Annotated in this window: 18 protein-coding genes; 9 read left to right on the top strand and 9 right to left on the bottom strand. The window is 69.4% G+C overall.

Annotated features, from left to right (window positions below; genetic code table 11):
* Nucleotides 1-24 precede the first annotated feature (24 nt).
* Nucleotides 25-318: a hypothetical protein gene (locus ESP70_RS19660; RefSeq protein WP_149691017.1), complete on the top strand. Its 294-nt coding sequence runs from the start codon at nt 25-27 to the stop codon at nt 316-318.
* Here ESP70_RS19660 and ESP70_RS19655 read toward each other — a convergent pair.
* Together ESP70_RS19655 and rfbA are read right to left on the bottom strand one after the other, a co-directional pair.
* The gene (locus ESP70_RS19655; RefSeq protein ID WP_149691016.1) at nt 315-980 is read right to left on the bottom strand and encodes a DedA family protein; all 666 of its coding nucleotides are present in this window, start codon (nt 978-980) and stop codon (nt 315-317) included. The two genes, ESP70_RS19660 and ESP70_RS19655, sit on opposite strands and share 4 nt — an antisense overlap.
* A 70-nt stretch (nt 981-1,050) precedes the next feature.
* Complete coding sequence (rfbA, locus tag ESP70_RS19650; RefSeq protein WP_149691015.1) at nt 1,051-1,917, bottom strand: glucose-1-phosphate thymidylyltransferase RfbA; 867 nt, start codon at nt 1,915-1,917, stop codon at nt 1,051-1,053.
* Between the two features lie 58 nt (nt 1,918-1,975).
* Between rfbA and rfbB the strand changes: the two genes are divergently transcribed.
* The 3 genes from rfbB (at nt 1,976) to ESP70_RS19635 (ending at nt 4,828) form a co-directional block, all read left to right on the top strand.
* Nucleotides 1,976-2,974: a dTDP-glucose 4,6-dehydratase gene (gene rfbB / locus ESP70_RS19645; RefSeq protein WP_149691014.1), complete on the top strand. Its 999-nt coding sequence runs from the start codon at nt 1,976-1,978 to the stop codon at nt 2,972-2,974.
* Between the two features lie 2 nt (nt 2,975-2,976).
* On the top strand, nt 2,977-3,444 hold the full coding sequence (locus ESP70_RS19640) for an adenylyltransferase/cytidyltransferase family protein (protein ID WP_149691013.1): 468 nt from the start codon (nt 2,977-2,979) through the stop codon (nt 3,442-3,444).
* 76 nt (nt 3,445-3,520) lie between these two features.
* Nucleotides 3,521-4,828: a sugar nucleotide-binding protein gene (locus ESP70_RS19635; RefSeq protein WP_149691012.1), complete on the top strand. Its 1,308-nt coding sequence runs from the start codon at nt 3,521-3,523 to the stop codon at nt 4,826-4,828.
* Here ESP70_RS19635 and pdxH read toward each other — a convergent pair.
* Nucleotides 4,825-5,469 (bottom strand): pyridoxamine 5'-phosphate oxidase, encoded by a 645-nt coding sequence (pdxH, locus tag ESP70_RS19630; protein ID WP_149691011.1) that lies wholly within the window; start codon nt 5,467-5,469, stop codon nt 4,825-4,827. The genes ESP70_RS19635 and pdxH overlap by 4 nt on opposite strands.
* Nucleotides 5,470-5,505: 36 nt before the next feature.
* Here pdxH and ESP70_RS19625 point away from each other — a divergent pair, with 36 nt between their 5' ends.
* Complete coding sequence (locus tag ESP70_RS19625) at nt 5,506-6,609, top strand: citrate synthase 2 (RefSeq protein ID WP_149691010.1); 1,104 nt, start codon at nt 5,506-5,508, stop codon at nt 6,607-6,609.
* A 181-nt stretch (nt 6,610-6,790) separates the two neighbouring features.
* On the opposite strand, the gene ESP70_RS19620 is transcribed toward ESP70_RS19625, so the two are convergent.
* Complete coding sequence (locus ESP70_RS19620) at nt 6,791-7,600, bottom strand: ABC transporter permease (protein ID WP_149691009.1); 810 nt, start codon at nt 7,598-7,600, stop codon at nt 6,791-6,793.
* Nucleotides 7,597-8,559: an ABC transporter ATP-binding protein gene (locus ESP70_RS19615; protein WP_149691008.1), complete on the bottom strand. Its 963-nt coding sequence runs from the start codon at nt 8,557-8,559 to the stop codon at nt 7,597-7,599. Before ESP70_RS19615 ends, ESP70_RS19620 begins: the two co-directional genes overlap by 4 nt.
* A gap of 93 nt (nt 8,560-8,652) precedes the next feature.
* On the opposite strand from ESP70_RS19615, the gene ESP70_RS19610 reads away from it, so the two are divergent.
* From ESP70_RS19610 to ESP70_RS19600, 3 genes are all read left to right on the top strand, one after another.
* Nucleotides 8,653-9,435 carry a TetR/AcrR family transcriptional regulator gene (locus ESP70_RS19610; RefSeq protein WP_223148808.1) on the top strand — a complete coding sequence of 261 codons (783 nt, stop codon included), beginning with the start codon at nt 8,653-8,655 and terminating at the stop codon, nt 9,433-9,435.
* Between the two features lie 70 nt (nt 9,436-9,505).
* A complete protein-coding gene (locus ESP70_RS19605; protein ID WP_149691007.1) occupies nt 9,506-10,426 on the top strand; it encodes a hypothetical protein in 921 nt (306 codons plus the stop codon).
* A 315-nt stretch (nt 10,427-10,741) separates the two neighbouring features.
* Nucleotides 10,742-11,389, top strand: coding sequence for an NADPH-dependent F420 reductase (locus ESP70_RS19600; protein ID WP_149691006.1), 648 nt, complete (start codon nt 10,742-10,744; stop codon nt 11,387-11,389).
* Here the strand turns inward: ESP70_RS19600 and ESP70_RS19595 are convergent.
* Complete coding sequence (locus ESP70_RS19595) at nt 11,377-12,168, bottom strand: transglutaminase-like domain-containing protein (protein ID WP_149691005.1); 792 nt, start codon at nt 12,166-12,168, stop codon at nt 11,377-11,379. The genes ESP70_RS19600 and ESP70_RS19595 overlap by 13 nt on opposite strands.
* 43 nt (nt 12,169-12,211) lie before the next feature.
* On the opposite strand from ESP70_RS19595, the gene ESP70_RS19590 reads away from it, so the two are divergent.
* A complete protein-coding gene (locus ESP70_RS19590) occupies nt 12,212-13,537 on the top strand; it encodes a hypothetical protein (RefSeq protein WP_149691004.1) in 1,326 nt (441 codons plus the stop codon).
* A 24-nt stretch (nt 13,538-13,561) separates the two neighbouring features.
* On the opposite strand, the gene meaB is transcribed toward ESP70_RS19590, so the two are convergent.
* The 3 genes from meaB to ESP70_RS19575 form a co-directional block, all read right to left on the bottom strand.
* Nucleotides 13,562-14,533: a methylmalonyl Co-A mutase-associated GTPase MeaB gene (gene meaB, locus ESP70_RS19585; protein ID WP_149691003.1), complete on the bottom strand. Its 972-nt coding sequence runs from the start codon at nt 14,531-14,533 to the stop codon at nt 13,562-13,564.
* Nucleotides 14,533-16,713, bottom strand: coding sequence for a methylmalonyl-CoA mutase (gene scpA, locus ESP70_RS19580; RefSeq protein ID WP_149691002.1), 2,181 nt, complete (start codon nt 16,711-16,713; stop codon nt 14,533-14,535). Before scpA ends, meaB begins: the two co-directional genes overlap by 1 nt.
* 76 nt (nt 16,714-16,789) lie before the next feature.
* Entirely contained in the window at nt 16,790-18,595 is a 1,806-nt protein-coding gene (locus tag ESP70_RS19575; RefSeq protein WP_188110719.1) for a methylmalonyl-CoA mutase family protein, read from the bottom strand.
* Between the last annotated feature and the right edge of the window lie 73 nt (nt 18,596-18,668).

Below are 18,668 nucleotides of genomic sequence, written 5' to 3'. Positions count from 1 at the left end.
GACGCCCGGGCACATACTGTGCCCATGGCCAGGACACGCGTACGCCGCGAGCTCACGACCGAGCAGGTGCAGCGATGGGTCGTGTCGTTCCTGATCCTCGCCGTCTCGTCGTTCCCCATCGGCGCGCTGGTGGCGGTGATCCGCAGCATCGTGGACGACGGCCGCCGCAGCGACGGCACGATCCTGCTGGCCGTCATGGCGGTCATCGGGATCGTCGCGCTCGGCGCGATCCGGCTGGTGCATCGTCGTCCGGCGTTCGCGCCGTGGATCCTGCTCGGCGCCGTCCCCGCGGTCGTCGCCGGCGTGCTCATCCTCTAGTGCTGGAGGTCGCTGACCAGCGGCGAGAACCTCGACCGCCGGGCAGCGAGCTCGAGGGACGCCACGTCCGGTGCGGCAGACACCGGGCGTACGCCCACGACGGTGCGAATGATCAGCACCGGGATCAGGGCCAGTGCCAGCAGCACCAGCAACAGCCAGGTGGCCCGGCCGAACGCGTCGGTCGTCATCGCGGTGACCGCGGCCACGGTCGAGCCGCCGCCGACGTACGCCGCGGACCACGTCGCGGAACCAGCGAGGGAGGCGGGCGCGAACCTGCGGTACTCCAGGCCTGAGGCACCAGCGGCGGCCGGCGTGAGGGTTCGTACGATCGGCACGAGGCGCGTGGCGAACACCGCGAGCCCGCCGCGACGCCGCAGCAGGTCTGTCGCGCGGTCGTAGTGGCGCACACCGAGGCGCTTGACTGCCTTGGTCTCACGCAGCGAGTCGCCATAGTGACGGCCCAGGAGGTAGCCGACGTGGTCGCCGCACGTGGCGCCGAGCATCACGACGATGCCGAGAGCAACCATCTCTGCGGGCGAGCCCATCGTGGCGGCCAGCACGACGATCGCCGTCTCACCGGGCAGCACGATCCCGAGGCCGAGACCGGACTCGGCGAAGGCCAGGCCGAAGCCCAGCGCGAGGGTCAGCGCGATTGCTGTCATGCCTCCACGATGGCGGCGCCGCGTGACGCAACCCCGGCAACCAGGTGGCTGCCGGATGAACAGCAGGCGTTCAGCCGTGCTCGAGCAGGCCCAGGAGATAGTTGCCGTAGCCGCTCTTCGCGTACGCCTCGGCCTGCCGCCGCAGACCGTCGTCGCTCAGCAGTCCGAGCCGCCAGCCGGCCTCTTCGGGGCAGCCGATCGAGAGGCCCTGCCGCTTCTGCACCGTACGGATGAACTCACCGGCCTCGCCGAGCGAGTCGAACGTGCCGGTGTCGAGCCACGCGACGCCACGTTCCAACGGCTCGACCTGCAGCCGTCCCTCGTCGAGGTAGCGGCGGTTGAGATCGGTGATCTCGAGCTCCCCCCGCGCGGACGGCTCGAGGCCCTCGGCCATCTCGACGACGTCGTTGCCGTAGAAGTAGAGGCCCGGCACGGCGTAGAGGCTCTTGGGCACCGCCGGCTTCTCCTCCAGCGAGATCGCGACCCCGTTGGCGTCGAACTCGACGACGCCGAACTCGGACGGATCGGCGACGCGGTAGCCGAAGATGACCGCGCCATCGATGTCGGTGAACTTCGCGAGCTGCGTGCCGAGACCGGCGCCGTAGAAGATGTTGTCGCCGAGGACCAGCGCAGCGGACTCGGTGCCGATGTGGTCCTTGCCGATCACGAACGCCTGCGCGAGGCCGTCAGGGCTCGGCTGCACGGCGTACGTGATCGAGATGCCGAACTGCGACCCGTCGCCGAGGAGGTGCTCGAACTGCGCGGCGTCGTGGGGCGTCGTGATGACGAGGACGTCGGTGACCCCGGCCAGGATCAAGGTCGACAACGGGTAGTAGATCATCGGCTTGTCGTAGACCGGGAGCAGCTGCTTGCTCACCGCGCGCGTGACGGGGTGCAGGCGTGAGCCGGTGCCACCGGCGAGGATGATTCCGCGCATGCCGCACATCCTAGGGATGAGTGGCTGGACGGATGACACGCACCACTACTCTGGCCCCATGCGAAACGTCCTGGTGACCGGAGGGGCCGGCTTCATCGGCTCCAACTTCGTGCGTCATCTCGTCACGACGACGGACCTCGACGTCACGGTGCTCGACAAGCTGACCTACGCCGCGAGCCGCGAGAGTCTCGACGGGTTGCCTGCAGACCGCTGCCGGCTCGTGGTCGGCGACGTCGCGGACGCTCCACTCGTCGACGACCTCGTCGGCACGCACGACGCGGTGGTCCACTTCGCGGCCGAGTCGCACAACGACAACTCGCTCAACGACCCGACGCCGTTCGTCCAGACCAACCTGGTCGGCACCTTCACGTTGCTCGAGGCCGCCCGCCGGCACGACGTGCGCTTCCATCACATCTCGACGGACGAGGTCTACGGCGACCTCGACCTCGACGACCCGCAGCGGTTCACCGAGGCGACGCCCTACAACCCCTCGAGCCCCTACTCGGCAACCAAGGCCGGCTCCGACCTCCTCGTGGCCGCCTGGGTCCGTTCGTTCGGCGTACGCGCGACGATCAGCAACTGCTCCAACAACTACGGGCCGTGGCAGCACGTCGAGAAGTTCATCCCCCGCCAGATCACCCAGCTGATCGACGGCCTGCGGCCACGCGTCTACGGCGACGGACTCAACGTGCGGGACTGGATCCACGTCGACGACCACAGCAGCGCGGTCCTCACGATCCTCGAGCGCGGCGCGATCGGCGAGACCTATCTCATCGGCGCCGACGGTGAGCAGAACAACCGCGACGTCGTCGCCCAGCTCCTGGCGATCTTCGGCCGGGACGCCGACGACTTCGAGCACGTCACCGACCGCGCCGGCCACGACCGCCGCTACGCGATCGACTCGTCCAAGCTGCGCACCGAGCTGGGCTGGCAGCCGCAGTTCGGCGACTTCGCGACGGGCCTGGCGGACACGGTCGAGTGGTACCGAGCCAACGAGGGCTGGTGGCGCACCAGCAAGGCCGCGACCGAGTCCATGTACGCACGTCAGGGGCAATGATCATGACCACGGTGCTGACCTACGGCACGTTCGACCTGTTCCACATCGGCCACCTCAACCTCATCGAGCGGCTGTCGCAGATGGGCGACCGGCTGATCATCGCGGTGTCGACCGACGAGTTCAACGCCGGCAAGGGCAAGACGTCGGTCGTCTCCTACGAGGACCGGGCCCGCATCATCAGCAGCATCAAGGGCGTCGACCTCGTGATCCCCGAGACCTCGTGGGAGCAGAAGGCCAGCGACATCAAGGAGCACGGGGTCGACGTCTTCGCGATCGGCGAGGACTGGGCCGGCAAGTTCGACGAGCTCAAGGAGCTGTGCGAGGTCGTCTACCTGCCCCGCACCGACGGCATCTCCAGCACCGAGATCAAGCAGATGCTGCGGGTGCTGGACCCCAAGCACATCACCGAGATGCAGGACGCACTCGCGGTCATGAGCCGCCTGCTCGAGCACTACCGCGACCTGACATGAGCGGGCGCCAGCGAGTGGACCGAGGGGCACTCATGTCATCGCCCTCGTATCGTCGGCTTGTCTTGAGGGTGATGACATGAGCACTGTGGAGACGACCCCGATCCCGGGGCTGCTGGTCGTACGCCTGGCGGTGCACGCCGACGGCCGCGGCTGGTTCAAGGAGAACTGGCAGCGCGCCAAGATGGTCGGCGCCGGACTGCCCGACTTCGGCCCCGTGCAGCACAACGTCGCCTTCAACACCTCGGCCGGCACGACCCGCGGCATCCACGCCGAGCCCTGGGACAAGCTCGTGTCGATCGCCACCGGCCGGGTCTTCGCCGCATGGGTCGACCTGCGGGCGGGCGAGTCGTTCGGCGCGACCCACACCGTCGAGCTCGACCCGGGCACGGCGGTGTTCGTGCCGCGCGGCGTCGCCAACAGCTATCAGACGCTCGAGGACGGCACGGCCTACTCCTACCTCGTCAACGCGCACTGGAGCTCCGAGGCGGAGTACGCCAACCTCAACCTCGCCGACGAGACCGTCAACATCCCCTGGCCCCTGCCGCTCGTCGAGATCTCCGACAAGGATCGCGACCACCCGCGCCTGGCCGACGTCGTCCCGGTGCCGCCCCGGCGCTCGGTGATCCTCGGCGCCGACGGACAGCTGGGCCGCGCGCTCCGCGAAGCCCTGCCCGACGCGCTCGCACTGACGCGGGCCGACCTCGACCTGGCGGATCCCTCGACGTACGACCGCGTGCGCTGGGACGACGTCGACACGATCATCAACGCCGCCGCCTACACCGCCGTCGACGCCGCCGAGACGCCTGAAGGGCGACGCCAGGCATGGGCCGTCAACGTCACCGCGGTCGCCGCGCTCGCCAGGATCGCGATCCAGCACCGGCTGACGCTCGTGACGGTCTCGTCCGACTACGTCTTCGACGGCACCGAGCCGGACCACACCGTCGATGAGCCGGTCTCGCCGCTCGGCGTCTACGGCCAGACCAAGGCGGCCGGTGAAGCGGTGACCTCGACGGTCCCCCAGCACTACGTCGTGCGCACCAGCTGGGTCGTCGGCGACGGCGCCAACTTCGTCGCCACGATGCAACGGCTGGCCCGCAACGGCGTACGCCCACAGGTCGTCGATGACCAGTTCGGCCGGCTCACCACGGCCCGCGAGCTGGCCGACGGGATCGTCGGGCTGCTGTCGTCCGGAGCGCCGTACGGCATCCACCACATCACCGGCGGCGGTGAGCCCCGGTCCTGGGCCGACATCGCCCGCGAGGTGTTCGTCGCCGAGGGCCGCAGCGCCGACGACGTCATCGGGGTGTCGACCGAGTCCTACGGCACCGACAAGCAGCTGGCCCCGCGCCCGCAGCACAGCACCCTCGCGCCCCGTACGCCCTAAGGCGCCAACCGGTCACGGCGCCAGCCGTCGCCTTGGCGGAGGTAGCGGATGCGATCGTGCAGACGGCTCTGCCGGCCCTGCCAGAACTCGACCGAGTCGAGCGCGATCCGATAGCCACCCCACACCGGCGGGCGTACGACCTCCTGGCCCTCGAACACCCGCTCGACCTCGGCGACCCGCCGCTCCAGCACCTCGCGGCTCGCGATCGTGCGGGACTGCGGCGACGCGACGGCGCCGATCTGCGAGCCTCGCGGCCTGGACTGGAAGTAGGCGTCCGACTCGGCCTCGTCGATGCGGGTCACCCGGCCCTCGACGCGCACCTGGCGCTGCAACGGATGCCACAGCATCACCGCTGCGGCCCACGGGTTGGCCTCGAGCTCGGCGCCCTTGCGCGACTCGTAGCCGGTGAAGAACGTGAGCCCGCGATCGTCCAGCCCCTTGAGCAGCACGATGCGCGTCGAGGGGCGCCCGTCGGCCGTCGCCGTCGCGAGCGCCATGGCGTTGGGCTCGTGCACACCGGCGTCGATCGCCTCGTTGAGCCAGCGCCCCAGCAATGCCAGCGGATCATCGCCGGCGGTCGCCTCGTCGAGGCCTTCGCGGGCGTACTCCTCACGCATCCGCGCCAAATCAGGGGTCTCCATGACTCCACGGTAACGACGCAGGGCAGAATGCAGCGTATGACTGAAGTGCACCATGGACTTGAAGGCGTCGTAGCGTTCGAGAGCGAGATCGCCGAACCCGACAAGGAAGGGTCTGCACTGCGCTATCGCGGTGTCGACATCGACGACCTCGTCGGCCGCGTGCCGTTCGAGAAGATCTGGGGCCTTCTGGTCGACGGAGCCTACGAGCCGGGCCTGCCGCCCGCCGAGCCGTTCCCGATCCCGGTCCACTCCGGCGACATCCGCGCCGACGTACAGAGCGCGATCGCGCTGACCGCTCCCGCGTGGGGCATGAAGCAGCTCTATGACATCGATGACGTCCAGGCTCGAGAGGACCTTGCCCGCGCTGCGGTCATGGTCCTTTCCTATGTCGCCCAGGCCGCGCGCGGTGTCGGCCAGCCGATGGTGTCGCAGTCCGAGATCGACAAGTGCTCGACGATCACCGAACGCTTCCTGACCCGCTGGCGCGGCGAGGTCAACCCCAACCACGCCAAGGCCATCGACGCCTACTGGGTGTCGGCCGCCGAGCACGGCATGAACGCCTCGACGTTCACGGCCCGCGTCATCGCCTCAACGGGCGCCGACGCCGCCGCCGCCCTGTCGGGTGCCGTCGGCGCGATGTCCGGCCCCCTGCACGGCGGTGCTCCGGCCCGCGTGCTGACGATGATCGAAGAGGTCGAGAAGTCCGGCGACGCCACGGCGTACGTCAAGGGGCTGCTCGACAGCGGTGAGCGCCTCATGGGCTTCGGCCACCGTGTCTACCGCGCCGAGGATCCGCGTGCGCGCACCCTGCGACGCACGGCCAAGGAGCTCAATGCCCCGCGCGCCGAAGTTGCCGTCGCGCTCGAGGAGGCCGCGCTCAAGGAGCTCCGCGAGCGCCGCCCCGACCGCGTGCTCGAGACCAACGTCGAGTTCTGGGCCGCGATCGTCCTCGACTACGCCGAGGTCCCGCCGCACATGTTCACCGCGATGTTCACGTCGGCCCGCACGGCCGGCTGGAGCGCGCACATCCTGGAGCAGAAGCGCACGGGCCGCCTGATCCGTCCCTCCGCGATCTACACCGGCCCCGCCTCCCGCCGCGCGGACGAAGTAGATGGTTGGGATAGTGCTTGGGGTCAATGAGCCCTTTGCACGGTGCGATCGCGGCGACCGGCCGCTTCGGTTGCGATCGGTAACGGTGTCGCACAGCTAGACCTGAGACGTGGTCCTTGCGAGCTCGGGTTGGATGTGTCGCTCGCCGGCTGAGGTTGAGATGTACGAAGCGCCCCTCCCGATGATCGGGAGGGGCGTTTCGTGCATCTACCTAGAGGATGCTCTTGGTGACGGTGCGGACGCCGACCCAGAGGCCGACCGCGCAGGTCACCAGCGCGGCGACGATCCCGTAGACCACGGCGCTGTCGTCGAACGTGCCGGAGAACAGCACGCGCTCGGCGTCCACGATGTACGTCAGCGGGTTGACCTTCGACAGCGCCTGCATCCAGTCCGGGCCGGTCTCGAGCGGGAGCATCATGCCCGAGAGGATCAGCAACGGGAACAGCAACGACTGTTGCACCGCCCAGAACGCCCACTCGTTCTTGCGGGTCGCGATCGCCAAGGCGTACGAGAGGGCACCGACGCCGACGCCGAACACGCCGAGGATCAGCAGGCCGAGGACGATGTGCGCCGGGTAGAGGTCGAAGCCGAACGGCACCGCGACCAACGTGATGATCAGCGCCTGGACGACCAGCGGCGTCAGCTCCTTGAGCGCCCGACCGATCAGCAGCGCCTGACGGGCCAGCGGCGTCGCGAGGATCCGCTCGAACGCACCGGTCATGATCTCGAACTGCAGGTTGGCGCCGGTCATCGACGTGCCGAACATCGTGATCATCACGACGACACCGGGCAGGAAGAACTGCAGCGTCGAGCCGAAGCCCAGACCGTCGTCGGCGACGCCGGCCAGGAGCGGGGCGAACAGGCCGAGGAACACCAACGGCTGGATCAGGGAGAAGATCAATGAGAACGGGTCGCGCAGGATCGTGAGCGTCTCCCGCGTCCAGACGGCCTTGATGTCGCCTAGGAGGGAGCTGCGGGCCATGCGTGCCGAGGTGGCGGCGGAATCGGTGATCGTGCTCATGCTTCTGCTCCTTCGCGCAGGCTGCGTCCGGTGAGGTTGAGGAAGACGTCGTCGAGGGTGGGTTGCTTGAGCGTCGCCGCGTTGACGGCCACGCCCTTGTCGCCGAGGGCGTGCAGGACACGAGGCAGGGCGACCGGTCCGGCATCGACGCGGAACGAGATGGCCGCGCAGCCGTCGGCCGGCACCTCCTCGACCTCCGTGCCGGCCTGACCGACGACCTCACGGGTCGTGGGCAGGTCGTCGGCGCTGACCGTCACGGTGATCCGGTCGCCGGCCTGCTCGGCCTTGAGCGCCTCTGCGGTGTCGTCGGCGATGATCCGGCCGTGGTCGATCACGACGACCCGCTCGGCCATCGTGTCGGCCTCCTCCAGGTAGTGCGTCGTCAGCACGATGGTCGTGCCGAACTCCTCGCGCAGGCGCAGGATGTGGTCCCAGAGGTTGGCCCGGTTCTGCGGATCCATGCCGGTCGACGGCTCGTCGAGAAACAACAGCGCCGGCTCGTGGATGAGTCCGAGCGCGATGTCGAGCCGTCGCTTCTGGCCGCCCGACAGGGTGCTGACCTTGCGCATCTTCATGCCCTCGAGGTCCAACGTGCCGAGCAGCTCGTCCGCCCGCTCGGTGGCCCGCTGCTTGTCGAGCCCGTAGAACCGGCCCTGCATGAGCAGCTCGTCCCACACGCGGTAGTTGTGGCCGGCGCCGTCCTTCTGGCCGATGTAGCCGATGCGGCTGCGAACGCCGGCCGGATCGGCCGTGACGTCGATGCCGGCGACCGTCGCCGTGCCCGACGTGGGCGGCAGCAGGCTGGTCAGCATGCGCAGCGTCGTCGACTTGCCCGCGCCGTTGGGGCCGAGGAATGCGACGAGCTCGCCCTCGGCGACGTCCAGGTCGATGCCGCGCACCGCCTCGACGGTCTCCTTGCCGGACTCGAAGGTCCGGGTCAGTTGCTGGGTGTGAATCATCTGGGTCTCTTTTCCGTACGTCGTACTGAGTTGCTGGAGATTACATCATACGGTGTACGGTGTGACAAGAACGTGGCGACGAACAGGACTGGAATGAACGACGAGCGGCCCGCGATCCCCGACACGGATCCGCTGACCTGGGGCACACCCGAAGGCCGTCACATGCTCCGGCTGCTGTGGGACCCACCGACTCCCGCCGGTCGCGGACCCAAGCAGAAGCTGACCCTCGACCAGGTCATCGACGCCGGCATGGCGGTCGCCGCAGCCGACGGGGTCGACAAGCTCTCGATGCGCAACGTCGCAGCGCACCTCGGCGTCGGCGCGATGAGCCTCTACACGTACGTCCCCGGGCGGGACGAGCTGTTCGAGCTCATGGTCGACCGGGCGTGGGCCGGCCGCAAGATGCCTGACCGCTCGGCACCTTGGCGCGAGCAGGTCGAGTTCCACGCCCGCCAGGCCTGGGCGATGTACCAGACCCATCCGTGGCTGATCCGCTCCAACCTCTGGCGCATGCCCCTGGGTCCTCACGTGATGGACGCGCAGGAAGACCTCTATCGGGCCGTCACCCTCACGGGCCTGCCCAACCACGAGGTCGTCCAGGTCGCCGGCCTCGTCGAGTCGCACGTGTTCGGCGTCGCACGGAGCGTCATCACCGACACCAGCGTGTCCTCCAACACCGGCATCACGGCCGACGACTACTGGGACTCCCGCAGCAGCTTCTGGGGCACGTACTACTCCCCCGAACGATTCCCCACGATGACGGCGATCTGGGAGTCCGGCGCGTTCGAGCAGTCCGTAGGCGACAAGGTCGAGTTCGGCCTGGCCCGCCTCCTCGACGGCGTCGAGCTGCTGATCGAGAAGCTGGCGTCGTCGTAGCTGGTCCGACACGTTGTGGCTCGACGGCAAGGCAGCGAGACCCTCACGTTCTGCGCCTATGCTGACCCGCGTGAGGTCCAAGTGGATCACCGTGCTCGCGGGGCTGATCGCCACCGTGGTGCTCGTCAGCGTCGTGATCGGTCTGACCTCCCCCGACGGAAGCGTCACGGACGGTGACACGGCGAAGCCCTCAGCCACCGCGACGACGGCCACGACCCCGAGTCCGACGCCGACCGCGACGACGCCCAGTCCGCCCGCGAAGCCCGCAAGGCCGACGGCTGCGCGCGCACCCGCGAGCGTACGAGGTCCGTGGCCCGGCCGCCCGGATTCCGTCACCCTCGACGGCGACCGCGTCGACTGGTGTCCCGCCGTACGCACAACAGGCGCCACCGAGGCCGTGGAGGTCTTCGGCAAGGCCGCGGTCGACGACGCCGCCTGCGCGGCCGTGCGATTCATCTTCGGCAAGCGCTACTCCCGACTGGCGATCCCCCGCGACTCGTACGACGCGCAGGACCTCGACTTCGTGCTGCCGGCGCTCGCATCGTCGACGACAGCCGCGTTCCGGCCGCGCGTCGACGCGTTCGTCGCCGATCCCGACAGCCTCGACGTGCGCGAAGAGCTGGGGCTGGTCGTGCTCCGCGGCGACGGCACCCTGGCCGGTGCCACGCGCACGTCGGCCGGCAGTGGCCGGGTGTTCTACGGCACGGCGTACTCGGCCGACGGCTACCGCGACCGGGCGGTGTGGATCAACCCGAGATGGTCCAAGGTCGCGATCAGCGTCGACCGCTCGAAGGCCGAGCCGCGCATCGTGGCCGTCCTCGACGCGGCCGCCGCGGTGCCGGTCTTCAACCCGGCCGAGCGGCGCGACGACATGCTGACCGTGCCGACGCATGCGATGTTCTTCCTGCGCAAGGAAGGCTCGAGCTGGAAGGTCGGCGGCTGGCGGATCACCAGCGGGACGTACGACTACGCGAGGCTCACGCTGCGTTGAACGCCCGAGGCCGGCCATCCCCCCGAGATGGCCGGCCTATCGGCGCCCCTGCGCCGGGTCATACGACGGTCCGACCATCCCCCCGAATGGGTCGGACCTGACAACCTGTGACATAGACGTTATCCGAGACGGGTCGTCATGTGCAGTCTTGACATTAGCGCAGAATGTAGTTAGTTAGGGCTATTCGGAACTAGTCCTTCAGAGTTACTCCCTCGAAGCTGGTCCGATCGACGCGGAGGCCTCCCTGCCTCCGCGTCGCACTGTGCGGAGGAGCCTGTCGGAAATACCTACGCCTTCGCGACGGTTGTCGCCTGCATGAGCACCATCGGACTCATCGGCGCCGGACACATCGGCAGCCAGCTCGCCCGTGCCGCCATCGCACACGGACACGACGTCGTGGTGAGCAACTCCCGCGGGCCGGAGACGTTGGCGGACCTCGTCAGCGAGCTCGGGCCGTCAGCGCGGGCCGGCACTCCCACGGAGGCCGCTGACGCCGCCGACATCGCTGTCGTCACGACGCCGGTGCACGCGATCGGCTCCGTGCCGGCCGCGCCGCTGGCGGGGAAGCCGGTGATCGACACCAACAACTACTACGCGCAGCGCGACGGCGACATCACCGAGCTGCAGGACGGGTCGCTGACGAGCTCGGAGCTCCTGCAGCGACACCTCCCCGGCGCCCGCGTGGTCAAGGCGTTCAACCACATCCAGGCAGCGGCCATCACGGCCGAGGCGCAGGAAGCCGGCACGCCCGACCGACGTGCACTCGCCGTCGCCTCCGACGACGAGGCAGCCAAGGCGAGCGTCGCGGCGTTCATCGACGAGATCGGGTTCGATGCCGTCGACCTCGGACCGCTCGCCGAGGGCTGGCGGGTCCAGCCCGACACCCCCGGCTACGGCCCGCGGCTCACCGCCGAGGAGCTACGTGCAGCGGCCCAGGCGGCCACTCCAGGTCAGCGCAGCTGAGTCAGCTGGGCGAGGTCGTCGGTCGGCAACGAGTCCACGACCGCAGTGACATTCATCGAGAGCAGGTCGACCCGAGCCCAGTGCTGCGACAGGAACGCCGTCTCGGACGCGTCCTGTCCCGTCGCGATGCGCAGCAGGCTGCCGCGAGGCGCCAGCGTGGTCGCGTCGACGACCTGCCACGCACCCTCGATGTAGGCCTCGGCGACCGCGTGGAAGTCCATCGGGTAGAGCCCCGGTGCGTAGACGGACGCGAGCCGGGCGGGAACGTCGAGCGCCCGGAGCAGCGCCACGACGAGGTGCGCGTAGTCGCGGCAGACGCCCTCGCGGGCCAGCATCGTCGCGACCGCGCCGTCCGTCGGCTGGCTCGCACCCGGCACGTACGACAGGTGCGCGCCGACCCATGAGCTGACCGCGTCGAGCAGCTCCTTGCCGTGCACGCCCGCGAACTCGGAGTTGGCCGTCGAGAACAACGTGTCGGACTCGCAGTAGCGGCTCGGCCGGCGATACTCGATGAGGTCGAGCTCCTCGACCGCGGCCGGCTCGGACTGGCCGACGACCTCGGCGGCGTAGTTGATCGTCATGTGCCCGGGCGGCCCCGTCAGGCGGTGCAGCCGGGTGCCGTGACGCCCGGCGATCTCGTGCGCCTCGAGCTCGACGCCGCCGGACTCGATCGTGAATGTCTCGGTCGTCGCATGCCCGTCGGCGACGGCGATCGAGAAGATCAGGTCGGCGTGGTCGTGAAGGTGGAGCTGCAGATGGGCCGAGACGGATCGCTTCACCGCCCGATCGTTTCACATGGCCAGTGGCAGTCATACTGGGGCGATGCGGGGGCGCCGAAAGACACTGCTGGCCGTCGCGATGCTGGCTGCGCTGTCTGGTTGCAGCGGCGAGCCGTACGGCGACGAGAAGCTCCGGAGTGCGGTCAAGGACGTCGACCACATCAGCTCGGTCAACGGCACCTGCTCCCAGGAGGGCCCCGGAAGCTGGAGCTGCTCACCCGAGGTCCGGATGAGCGACTCCGCATCGGCGAACGACATCGCCTCGGCGTCTGACCGCGTCATCGACATGCTCGATCCGGAGCGCGGCGACACGGCCAGGATCACCGTCGGCCAGACCGGTGACCGCGGCGCGGCGATCGAGCTCACTGCCAGGTCCAAGGACACCCAACCGATAGCCGATGCGGCGCGACAGGTCCTGGATCTCGACACTCCGGTCAAGGCCCAGTTCCGCGAGCTCGAAGGACAGTGGCTGGCCTTCATGAGTCTCGAAGCGGGTTCCTTCTCCGCGTTCGTCGAGCACGGCCAGATGCTCCTCGACATGTCGGGCGCAGCTCATCTCAGATTCGCCAGTAAGGACCCGGAGATCCTCGGAGAGGCCGATCGCGGAGCCTGGCCGCAGGCGGAGCTGGACGTCCTCGCAGCCGTGCAGAAGGTGACCGCAGTGCGGACGGCGCGCCTCGACAAGGACTTCCTCTCCATCGTGGTCCGGTCGAAGGCCCCGCAGGCGCGGAAGGCCGCCAAGGTCGCCGGCTCTGCGGCGATCCAGTTCGTCGACATCACGACAGATCCTGATCTCGACCTGTACGGCCTCAAGCCTGAGCAGGCAGCGACGGTGGCACCGCTCCTCCGCCAGGTCCGCCGGGAGCCCGGCTTTCGCGACTTCGACGTGAGCGAGGGCGGCCTCGAGATCACGACCGACACGTTGGCTCAAGCCCGGAGCATCGATCAGAAGCTGCATGCAGGGCTGGCTCGAGAGCACACCACGCTGCGCGTGACCTACCGTGCGCACCTCGACAGCATCACGGTCGAGCGCGGGCCCCAAGGTGAGGCATGGCTCGACACGGCAGCCACCCTCGGGGATGCGGGTCTCTTCGACGCCATCACGATCACCCGGGTCGACGACGGACTCCCTCAGGTCGATGTCACCGTGCGCCCCTCGGCCTCGCCGCGCCGCGTCGGCATCGCGCTCGCGCGGTCGTGGCACCCTGAGCGCCCTGCCACGTTCCGCGTGGTTCTGCCGGGCGGCGACATCTTCTTCGACGGCGCAGAACGCATCAAGCTCAGACCGCAGAGCGACGGGAGCCCTGAGGACAGCCGGGCGCACGACGATGTCGTCGCAGGCTGGACCGAAGGTCGCGACGACCCGTAGACGTCCGCGCCACGGAGTCAGGAACTACGAGTCGTACGCCTCGAGGATGCGGTCGGCGGCGGTGGCGGCCGGCATCTCGCCCGACAGCACGGCCTCGCGGATCTCCTCGCGCATCGCGGCGACCCGAGGATCGGTGCGCAGCCGCTGGTCGAGCTCGTCGCGGACCAGCGCCCAGGTGAAGTCCAGCTGCTGCTGGGCTCGCTTCTCGCGCAGACCCGTGCTGCCGAGGAACTCGCGGTGCCGGATGACGCGGCTCCACACCGTGTCGATGCCGGTGCCCTCCAACGCCGAGCAGGTCAGGACCGGCGGGACCCAGCCGGTGCCCCCGGCGTAGACCATGCGCAGTGCGCCGGCGAGGTCCTTGGACGTCGCCTCGGCCTCCTGCACCCGCTCGCCGTCGGCCTTGTTGACCGCGACGACGTCGGAGATCTCGAGGATGCCCTTCTTGATGCCCTGGAGCTGGTCGCCCGTGCGCGCGATGGTCAGGAACAGGAACGTGTCGACCATGCCGGCAACCGTGATCTCGGACTGGCCGACACCGACGGTCTCGATCAGCACGACGTCGAACCCGGCCGCCTCGAGCACCGTCATGGCCTGGCTCGTGGCTCGGGCGACACCGCCGAGGGTGCCGGCGCTGGGCGACGGCCGGATGTAGGCATCGGGGCTCACCGCGAGCCGGGACATGCGGGTCTTGTCGCCGAGCACGGAGCCACCCGTGCGTACGCTCGAAGGATCGACCGCGAGCACGCCGACGCGGTGCCCCTCCTCCACGAGGTGCATGCCGAGCGCCTCGATGAACGTGGACTTGCCGACACCGGGCACGCCGGAGACGCCGACGCGCACGGCTCCCCCGGCCTCCGGTGTGAGCAGGCCGAGCAGCTCGCGCGCCTCGGCCCGGTGGTCGGCGCGGCTCGACTCGATCAGCGTGATCGCCCGCGAGATCGCCGCGCGCTTGCCGACGCGGACGTCGTCGGCGAGGTCAGCGACGTCGACCATCAGTGGGTTGTCGTCTGGAGCTTGTCGAGCAGGTCGAGTGCGGAGTCGGCGATCACCGTGCCGGGCAGGAACACCGCGGCGGCGCCCATGTCCTTGAGCGTCGGGACGTCGTCGGGCGGGATGACGCCGCCGATGACGACCATGATGTCCGGGCGGCCCATCTCGGCCAGCGCCGCCTTGAGCGCCGGCAGCAGTGTCAGGTGACCGGCCGCCAGCGAGGAGACCCCGACGATGTGCACGTCGGCGTCGACCGCCTGCTGGGCGACCTCCTCCGGCGTGGAGAACAGCGGGCCGACGTCGACGTCGAAGCCCATGTCGGCGAACGCCGTCACGATGACCTTCTGGCCGCGGTCGTGGCCGTCCTGGCCCATCTTGGCGACGAGGATGCGCGGGCGGCGACCCTCGGCCTGCTCGAACGCCGCAGTGGCGTCGATGACCTTCTGGATGTTGCCACCCTGGCCGGCTTCGGTGCGGTACACACCAGAGATCGTACGGATCACGGCTTGGTGGCGCCCGTAGACCTTCTCGAGCGCGTCGGAGATCTCGCCGACGGTCGCCTTGGCGCGGGCCGCGTTGACCGCGAGGGTCAGCAGGTTGTCGTCGAGCGAGCCGTCACTCGTCGAGCCGCGCTCGGCGCTCTTGGTGAGGGCAGCGAGGGCGGCATCGACGTCGTCCTGGTTGCGCTCGGCGCGGAGTCGCTCGAGCTTGGCGATCTGCGAGGCGTAGACGGCCTTGTTGTCGACCTTGAGCACGTCGAGCGGGTCCTCGTCGGCCAGCCGGTACGTGTTGACGCCGATGACGGCCTGCTGGCCGGAGTCGATGCGTGCCTGCGTGCGGGCGGCCGCCTCCTCGATGCGCATCTTCGGGATGCCGGCCTCGATGGCCTTGGACATGCCGCCGGCCTTCTCGACCTCCTGGATGTGCGCCCAGGCACGGTTGGCGAGGTCATGGGTCAGCCGCTCGACGTAGTAGGAGCCGCCCCACGGGTCGATGATGTCGGTCGTCCCGGACTCCTGCTGCAGCAGGAGCTGCGTGTTGCGGGCGATGCGGGCGCTGAAGTCGGTCGGCAGGGCGATCGCCTCGTCCAGCGCGTTGGTGTGCAGCGACTGCGTGTGGCCCTGGGTCGCGGCCATCGCCTCGATCGCGGTGCGCCCGACGTTGTTGAACACGTCCTGCGCGGTCAGCGACCAGCCCGAGGTCTGGCTGTGCGTACGCAGGCTCAGCGACTTGGGGTTCTTGGGGTTGAAGTCGGCGACGAGCTGCGTCCACAGCGCCCGGGCTGCGCGGAGCTTGGCGATCTCCATGTAGAAGTTCATGCCGATCGCCCAGAAGAAGCTGAGCCGGGGCGCGAACGCATCGATGTCGAGTCCCACGTCGAGGCCGGCGCGGATGTACTCGACGCCGTCGGCCAGCGTGTAGGCGAGCTCGAGGTCGTTCGTCGCCCCGGCCTCCTGGATGTGATAGCCGGAGATCGAGATCGAGTTGAAGCGCGGCATCTTCTGCGCGGTGTAGGCGAAGATGTCCGAGATGATCCGCATCGAGGGTGCCGGCGGATAGATGTAGGTGTTGCGGACCATGAACTCCTTGAGGATGTCGTTCTGGATGGTCCCGGAGAGCTTCTCGGGCGGCACACCCTGCTCCTCCGCGGCGACGATGTAGAGCGCGAGCACCGGCAGCACGGCACCGTTCATCGTCATCGACACGCTCATCTCGTCGAGCGGGATGCCCTCGAACAGCTTGCGGGTGTCATAGATCGAGTCGATCGCCACGCCGGCCATGCCGACGTCGCCGACGACGCGTGGGTTGTCGGAGTCGTAGCCGCGGTGGGTCGCCAGGTCGAATGCGACGCTGAGCCCCTTCTGGCCGGCGGCGAGGTTGCGGCGATAGAACGCGTTGGACTCCTCGGCGGTGGAGAAGCCGGCGTACTGGCGGATCGTCCACGGCTGCGTCGTGTACATCGCCGGGTAGGGGCCCCGGAGGAACGGCGCGAGGCCGGGATAGGTGTCGAGCGCGTCGACGTCCTCGAGGTCGGCCGCGGTGTAGAGCCCTTCGATGTCAATGCCCTCGGGCGCGGTCCAGGGCTCGGCACCGTCAGTGGCGCGCGCGTAGGTGTCGGCGTCCGGCTCGTACGGCTGCTCGGGGTCCAGCGGCAGCCCGGCAAAGCTCTCGGGAATGGTCATGCCATCACCTCCGTGGAGAAGCAAGGATACGAAGGCACTGGCATGGCTCCCTTGTTGTTAGCTCGCTGGCGCTCGCTCATGCGCTCAACCTCTCTCGGGTCTCACGGAGGAAGGCGAGGGCGTCCAGGCCGGCCGCGGCGGTGGTGTCGGCGCCGATGTCTGCCTTGCCGGCCACCACGACGTGCGTCGCTCCGGCCTCGCGCAGGGCGGTGACCAGGTCGGCGCCCCACTCCTCATAAGCCTTGTCGTTGCCGACCAGGCACACCGTCGTGGGATTGCCGGCAGCGTCGTACGCCGTGAGGACGTCGGCGACGCCCTCGGTGGGTCCGGCGACGACGGTGTCGATGCCGCCGGCGGCGAGCAGGTTGGCGGCGAACGTGCCGCGTGCGGTGTAGGCCGCGACGGTGCCCATGGATGCCAGGAACACCGGCTTCGACGCCGGTGCGTCACGCAAGGCTTCGTACTCGCCGGCGTAGCGGTGCACCTCGAGCGGGTGACCGTAAGGCCGGCGCTCGGGCAGCTCCTCGTGCAGGTTGGGGAACTCCGAGACGCCGGTGATGGGTCGCTTGCGCTTGGCGATGTCGAGCGCCCGGGCCGACACGGTCCCTGCGATGGCCTCGCGCAGGAAGTCGAGCGCCTCGACCAGGCCGCCCCGCTCCTCGATCTCGCCGAACAGCGCCCAGGCGGCGCGGGCGAGGTCGTCGGTGAGCTTCTCGACGGCGTGTGCGCCACCGGCCGGGTCGGCGACCGCGGCGACGTGGGACTCGCTGATCAGCAGGCTCGAGGTGTTGCGCGCGATCCGGCGGCTGAACGCCTCCGGAAGGCCCAGCGGCTCGTCGAACGGCAGCACCGTGACCGACGCCGCTCCCCCGACGCCTGCGGCGAAGGCCGCGACGGTGGTGCGGAGCATGTTCACATAGGGGTCGTACTTCGCCATCATGGGCCGCGACGTCACCGCGTGCTGCAGCTGGCCGGCCGCGGCGCTGGTGACCCCGCTGAGCTCGGCGACCCGGTTCCAGAGGCGCCGGGCGGCACGGAGCTTGGCGATCGTCGGGAACTGCTCGTCCGTGGCGGCGTAGCGGAAGTCGATCAGCGCGGCAGCGGCGTCGACCTCGAGGCCGGCCGCGACGAGGGCTCGGAGGTACGTGGCTCCGGCGGCGAGCGAGTAGGCGAGCTCCTGGACGTCGGAGGCACCGGCGTCATGCACCGCCGTCGCGTCGACCGTGACGGCGCGTGCGCCGTGGGTCTGCGCCAGCGCGGCGATCTCGGCCACGATGCCGAGGTCGGTGACGCCGTGCCCGCGGATCGTCGCGCCGAGGGGGTCGGCGCCGAAGGACGTACCGGGTGCTGCGGTGACGCCCTTGTCGGCGAGAACCGCCGCGAGGGCGCGAGCCGCCTCGACGGGTTCGGCCGGGGCGTCGAGGACGACGGCAGCGAGGTCGAGGAACACCGGTTCGAGGATCGCTGTCAGCGCGTCGGACGGGATCGCCCCGCCACCGACCGAGAGCCACAGCGAGTTGACGCCGTTCTCGAGGTCCGTGACGACGTCCTTCGCGGTGCGCGCGGCATCGGGGTCGGCGAACCAGGCGCGTACGTCCCAGCCCTCGAGCTCGCTCGTGGCGGCGCTGCCGCGGGTGAACGGCGCCTGGCCGGGCAGCCCGCCGTCGGGGAGCTCACGGGTCAGTGACGGTGTGCCGAGCGGGGCGACGGTGATGCCGTCGAGCGTCGTCGTCGCGAGCTTGCGCCAGACGTCGCTGTCGGGCGCATCGTCGGCGAGCTTCCGCGCCTTGCGGAGCACGGCCGCGGTCGCCGATTCCCACTCGTCCTGCGTGTGCTCGAGCCCCTTGGACAGGGGGACATCGACCGATCCGTCAGAGGCCATAAGGGGCATCGTACGAATACCCGGTGATACCAGCCACTCAATGTGACGAATGTGACGAGGGTGTTACACGCGC

The sequence above is a fragment of the Aeromicrobium ginsengisoli genome, assembly GCF_004134905.2.
Taxonomy (GTDB): Bacteria; Actinomycetota; Actinomycetes; order Propionibacteriales; family Nocardioidaceae; genus Aeromicrobium; species Aeromicrobium ginsengisoli.
Note: the sequence above shows the minus strand (reverse complement) of the source record. Positions and strands in the feature narration are given on the sequence as shown.

What these genes read in the sequence shown, in the direction of transcription:
- pdxH (WP_149691011.1), bottom strand. Translation starts at nt 5,469, where the DNA reads ATGGAGACCCCTGATTTGGCGCGGATGCGTGAGGAGTACGCCCGCGAA.
- rfbA (WP_149691015.1), bottom strand. Translation starts at nt 1,917, where the DNA reads ATGCGCGGAATCATCCTCGCCGGTGGCACCGGCTCACGCCTGCACCCC.
- ESP70_RS19660 (WP_149691017.1), top strand. Translation starts at nt 25, where the DNA reads ATGGCCAGGACACGCGTACGCCGCGAGCTCACGACCGAGCAGGTGCAG.
- ESP70_RS19590 (WP_149691004.1), top strand. Translation starts at nt 12,212, where the DNA reads ATGCGGGGGCGCCGAAAGACACTGCTGGCCGTCGCGATGCTGGCTGCG.
- ESP70_RS19640 (WP_149691013.1), top strand. Translation starts at nt 2,977, where the DNA reads ATGACCACGGTGCTGACCTACGGCACGTTCGACCTGTTCCACATCGGC.
- ESP70_RS19655 (WP_149691016.1), bottom strand. Translation starts at nt 980, where the DNA reads ATGACAGCAATCGCGCTGACCCTCGCGCTGGGCTTCGGCCTGGCCTTC.
- ESP70_RS19575 (WP_188110719.1), bottom strand. Translation starts at nt 18,595, where the DNA reads ATGGCCTCTGACGGATCGGTCGATGTCCCCCTGTCCAAGGGGCTCGAG.
- meaB (WP_149691003.1), bottom strand. Translation starts at nt 14,533, where the DNA reads ATGGTCGACGTCGCTGACCTCGCCGACGACGTCCGCGTCGGCAAGCGC.
- ESP70_RS19610 (WP_223148808.1), top strand. Translation starts at nt 8,653, where the DNA reads ATGAACGACGAGCGGCCCGCGATCCCCGACACGGATCCGCTGACCTGG.
- ESP70_RS19600 (WP_149691006.1), top strand. Translation starts at nt 10,742, where the DNA reads ATGAGCACCATCGGACTCATCGGCGCCGGACACATCGGCAGCCAGCTC.
- ESP70_RS19625 (WP_149691010.1), top strand. Translation starts at nt 5,506, where the DNA reads ATGACTGAAGTGCACCATGGACTTGAAGGCGTCGTAGCGTTCGAGAGC.
- ESP70_RS19615 (WP_149691008.1), bottom strand. Translation starts at nt 8,559, where the DNA reads ATGATTCACACCCAGCAACTGACCCGGACCTTCGAGTCCGGCAAGGAG.
- ESP70_RS19635 (WP_149691012.1), top strand. Translation starts at nt 3,521, where the DNA reads ATGAGCACTGTGGAGACGACCCCGATCCCGGGGCTGCTGGTCGTACGC.
- scpA (WP_149691002.1), bottom strand. Translation starts at nt 16,713, where the DNA reads ATGACCATTCCCGAGAGCTTTGCCGGGCTGCCGCTGGACCCCGAGCAG.
- rfbB (WP_149691014.1), top strand. Translation starts at nt 1,976, where the DNA reads ATGCGAAACGTCCTGGTGACCGGAGGGGCCGGCTTCATCGGCTCCAAC.
- ESP70_RS19620 (WP_149691009.1), bottom strand. Translation starts at nt 7,600, where the DNA reads ATGAGCACGATCACCGATTCCGCCGCCACCTCGGCACGCATGGCCCGC.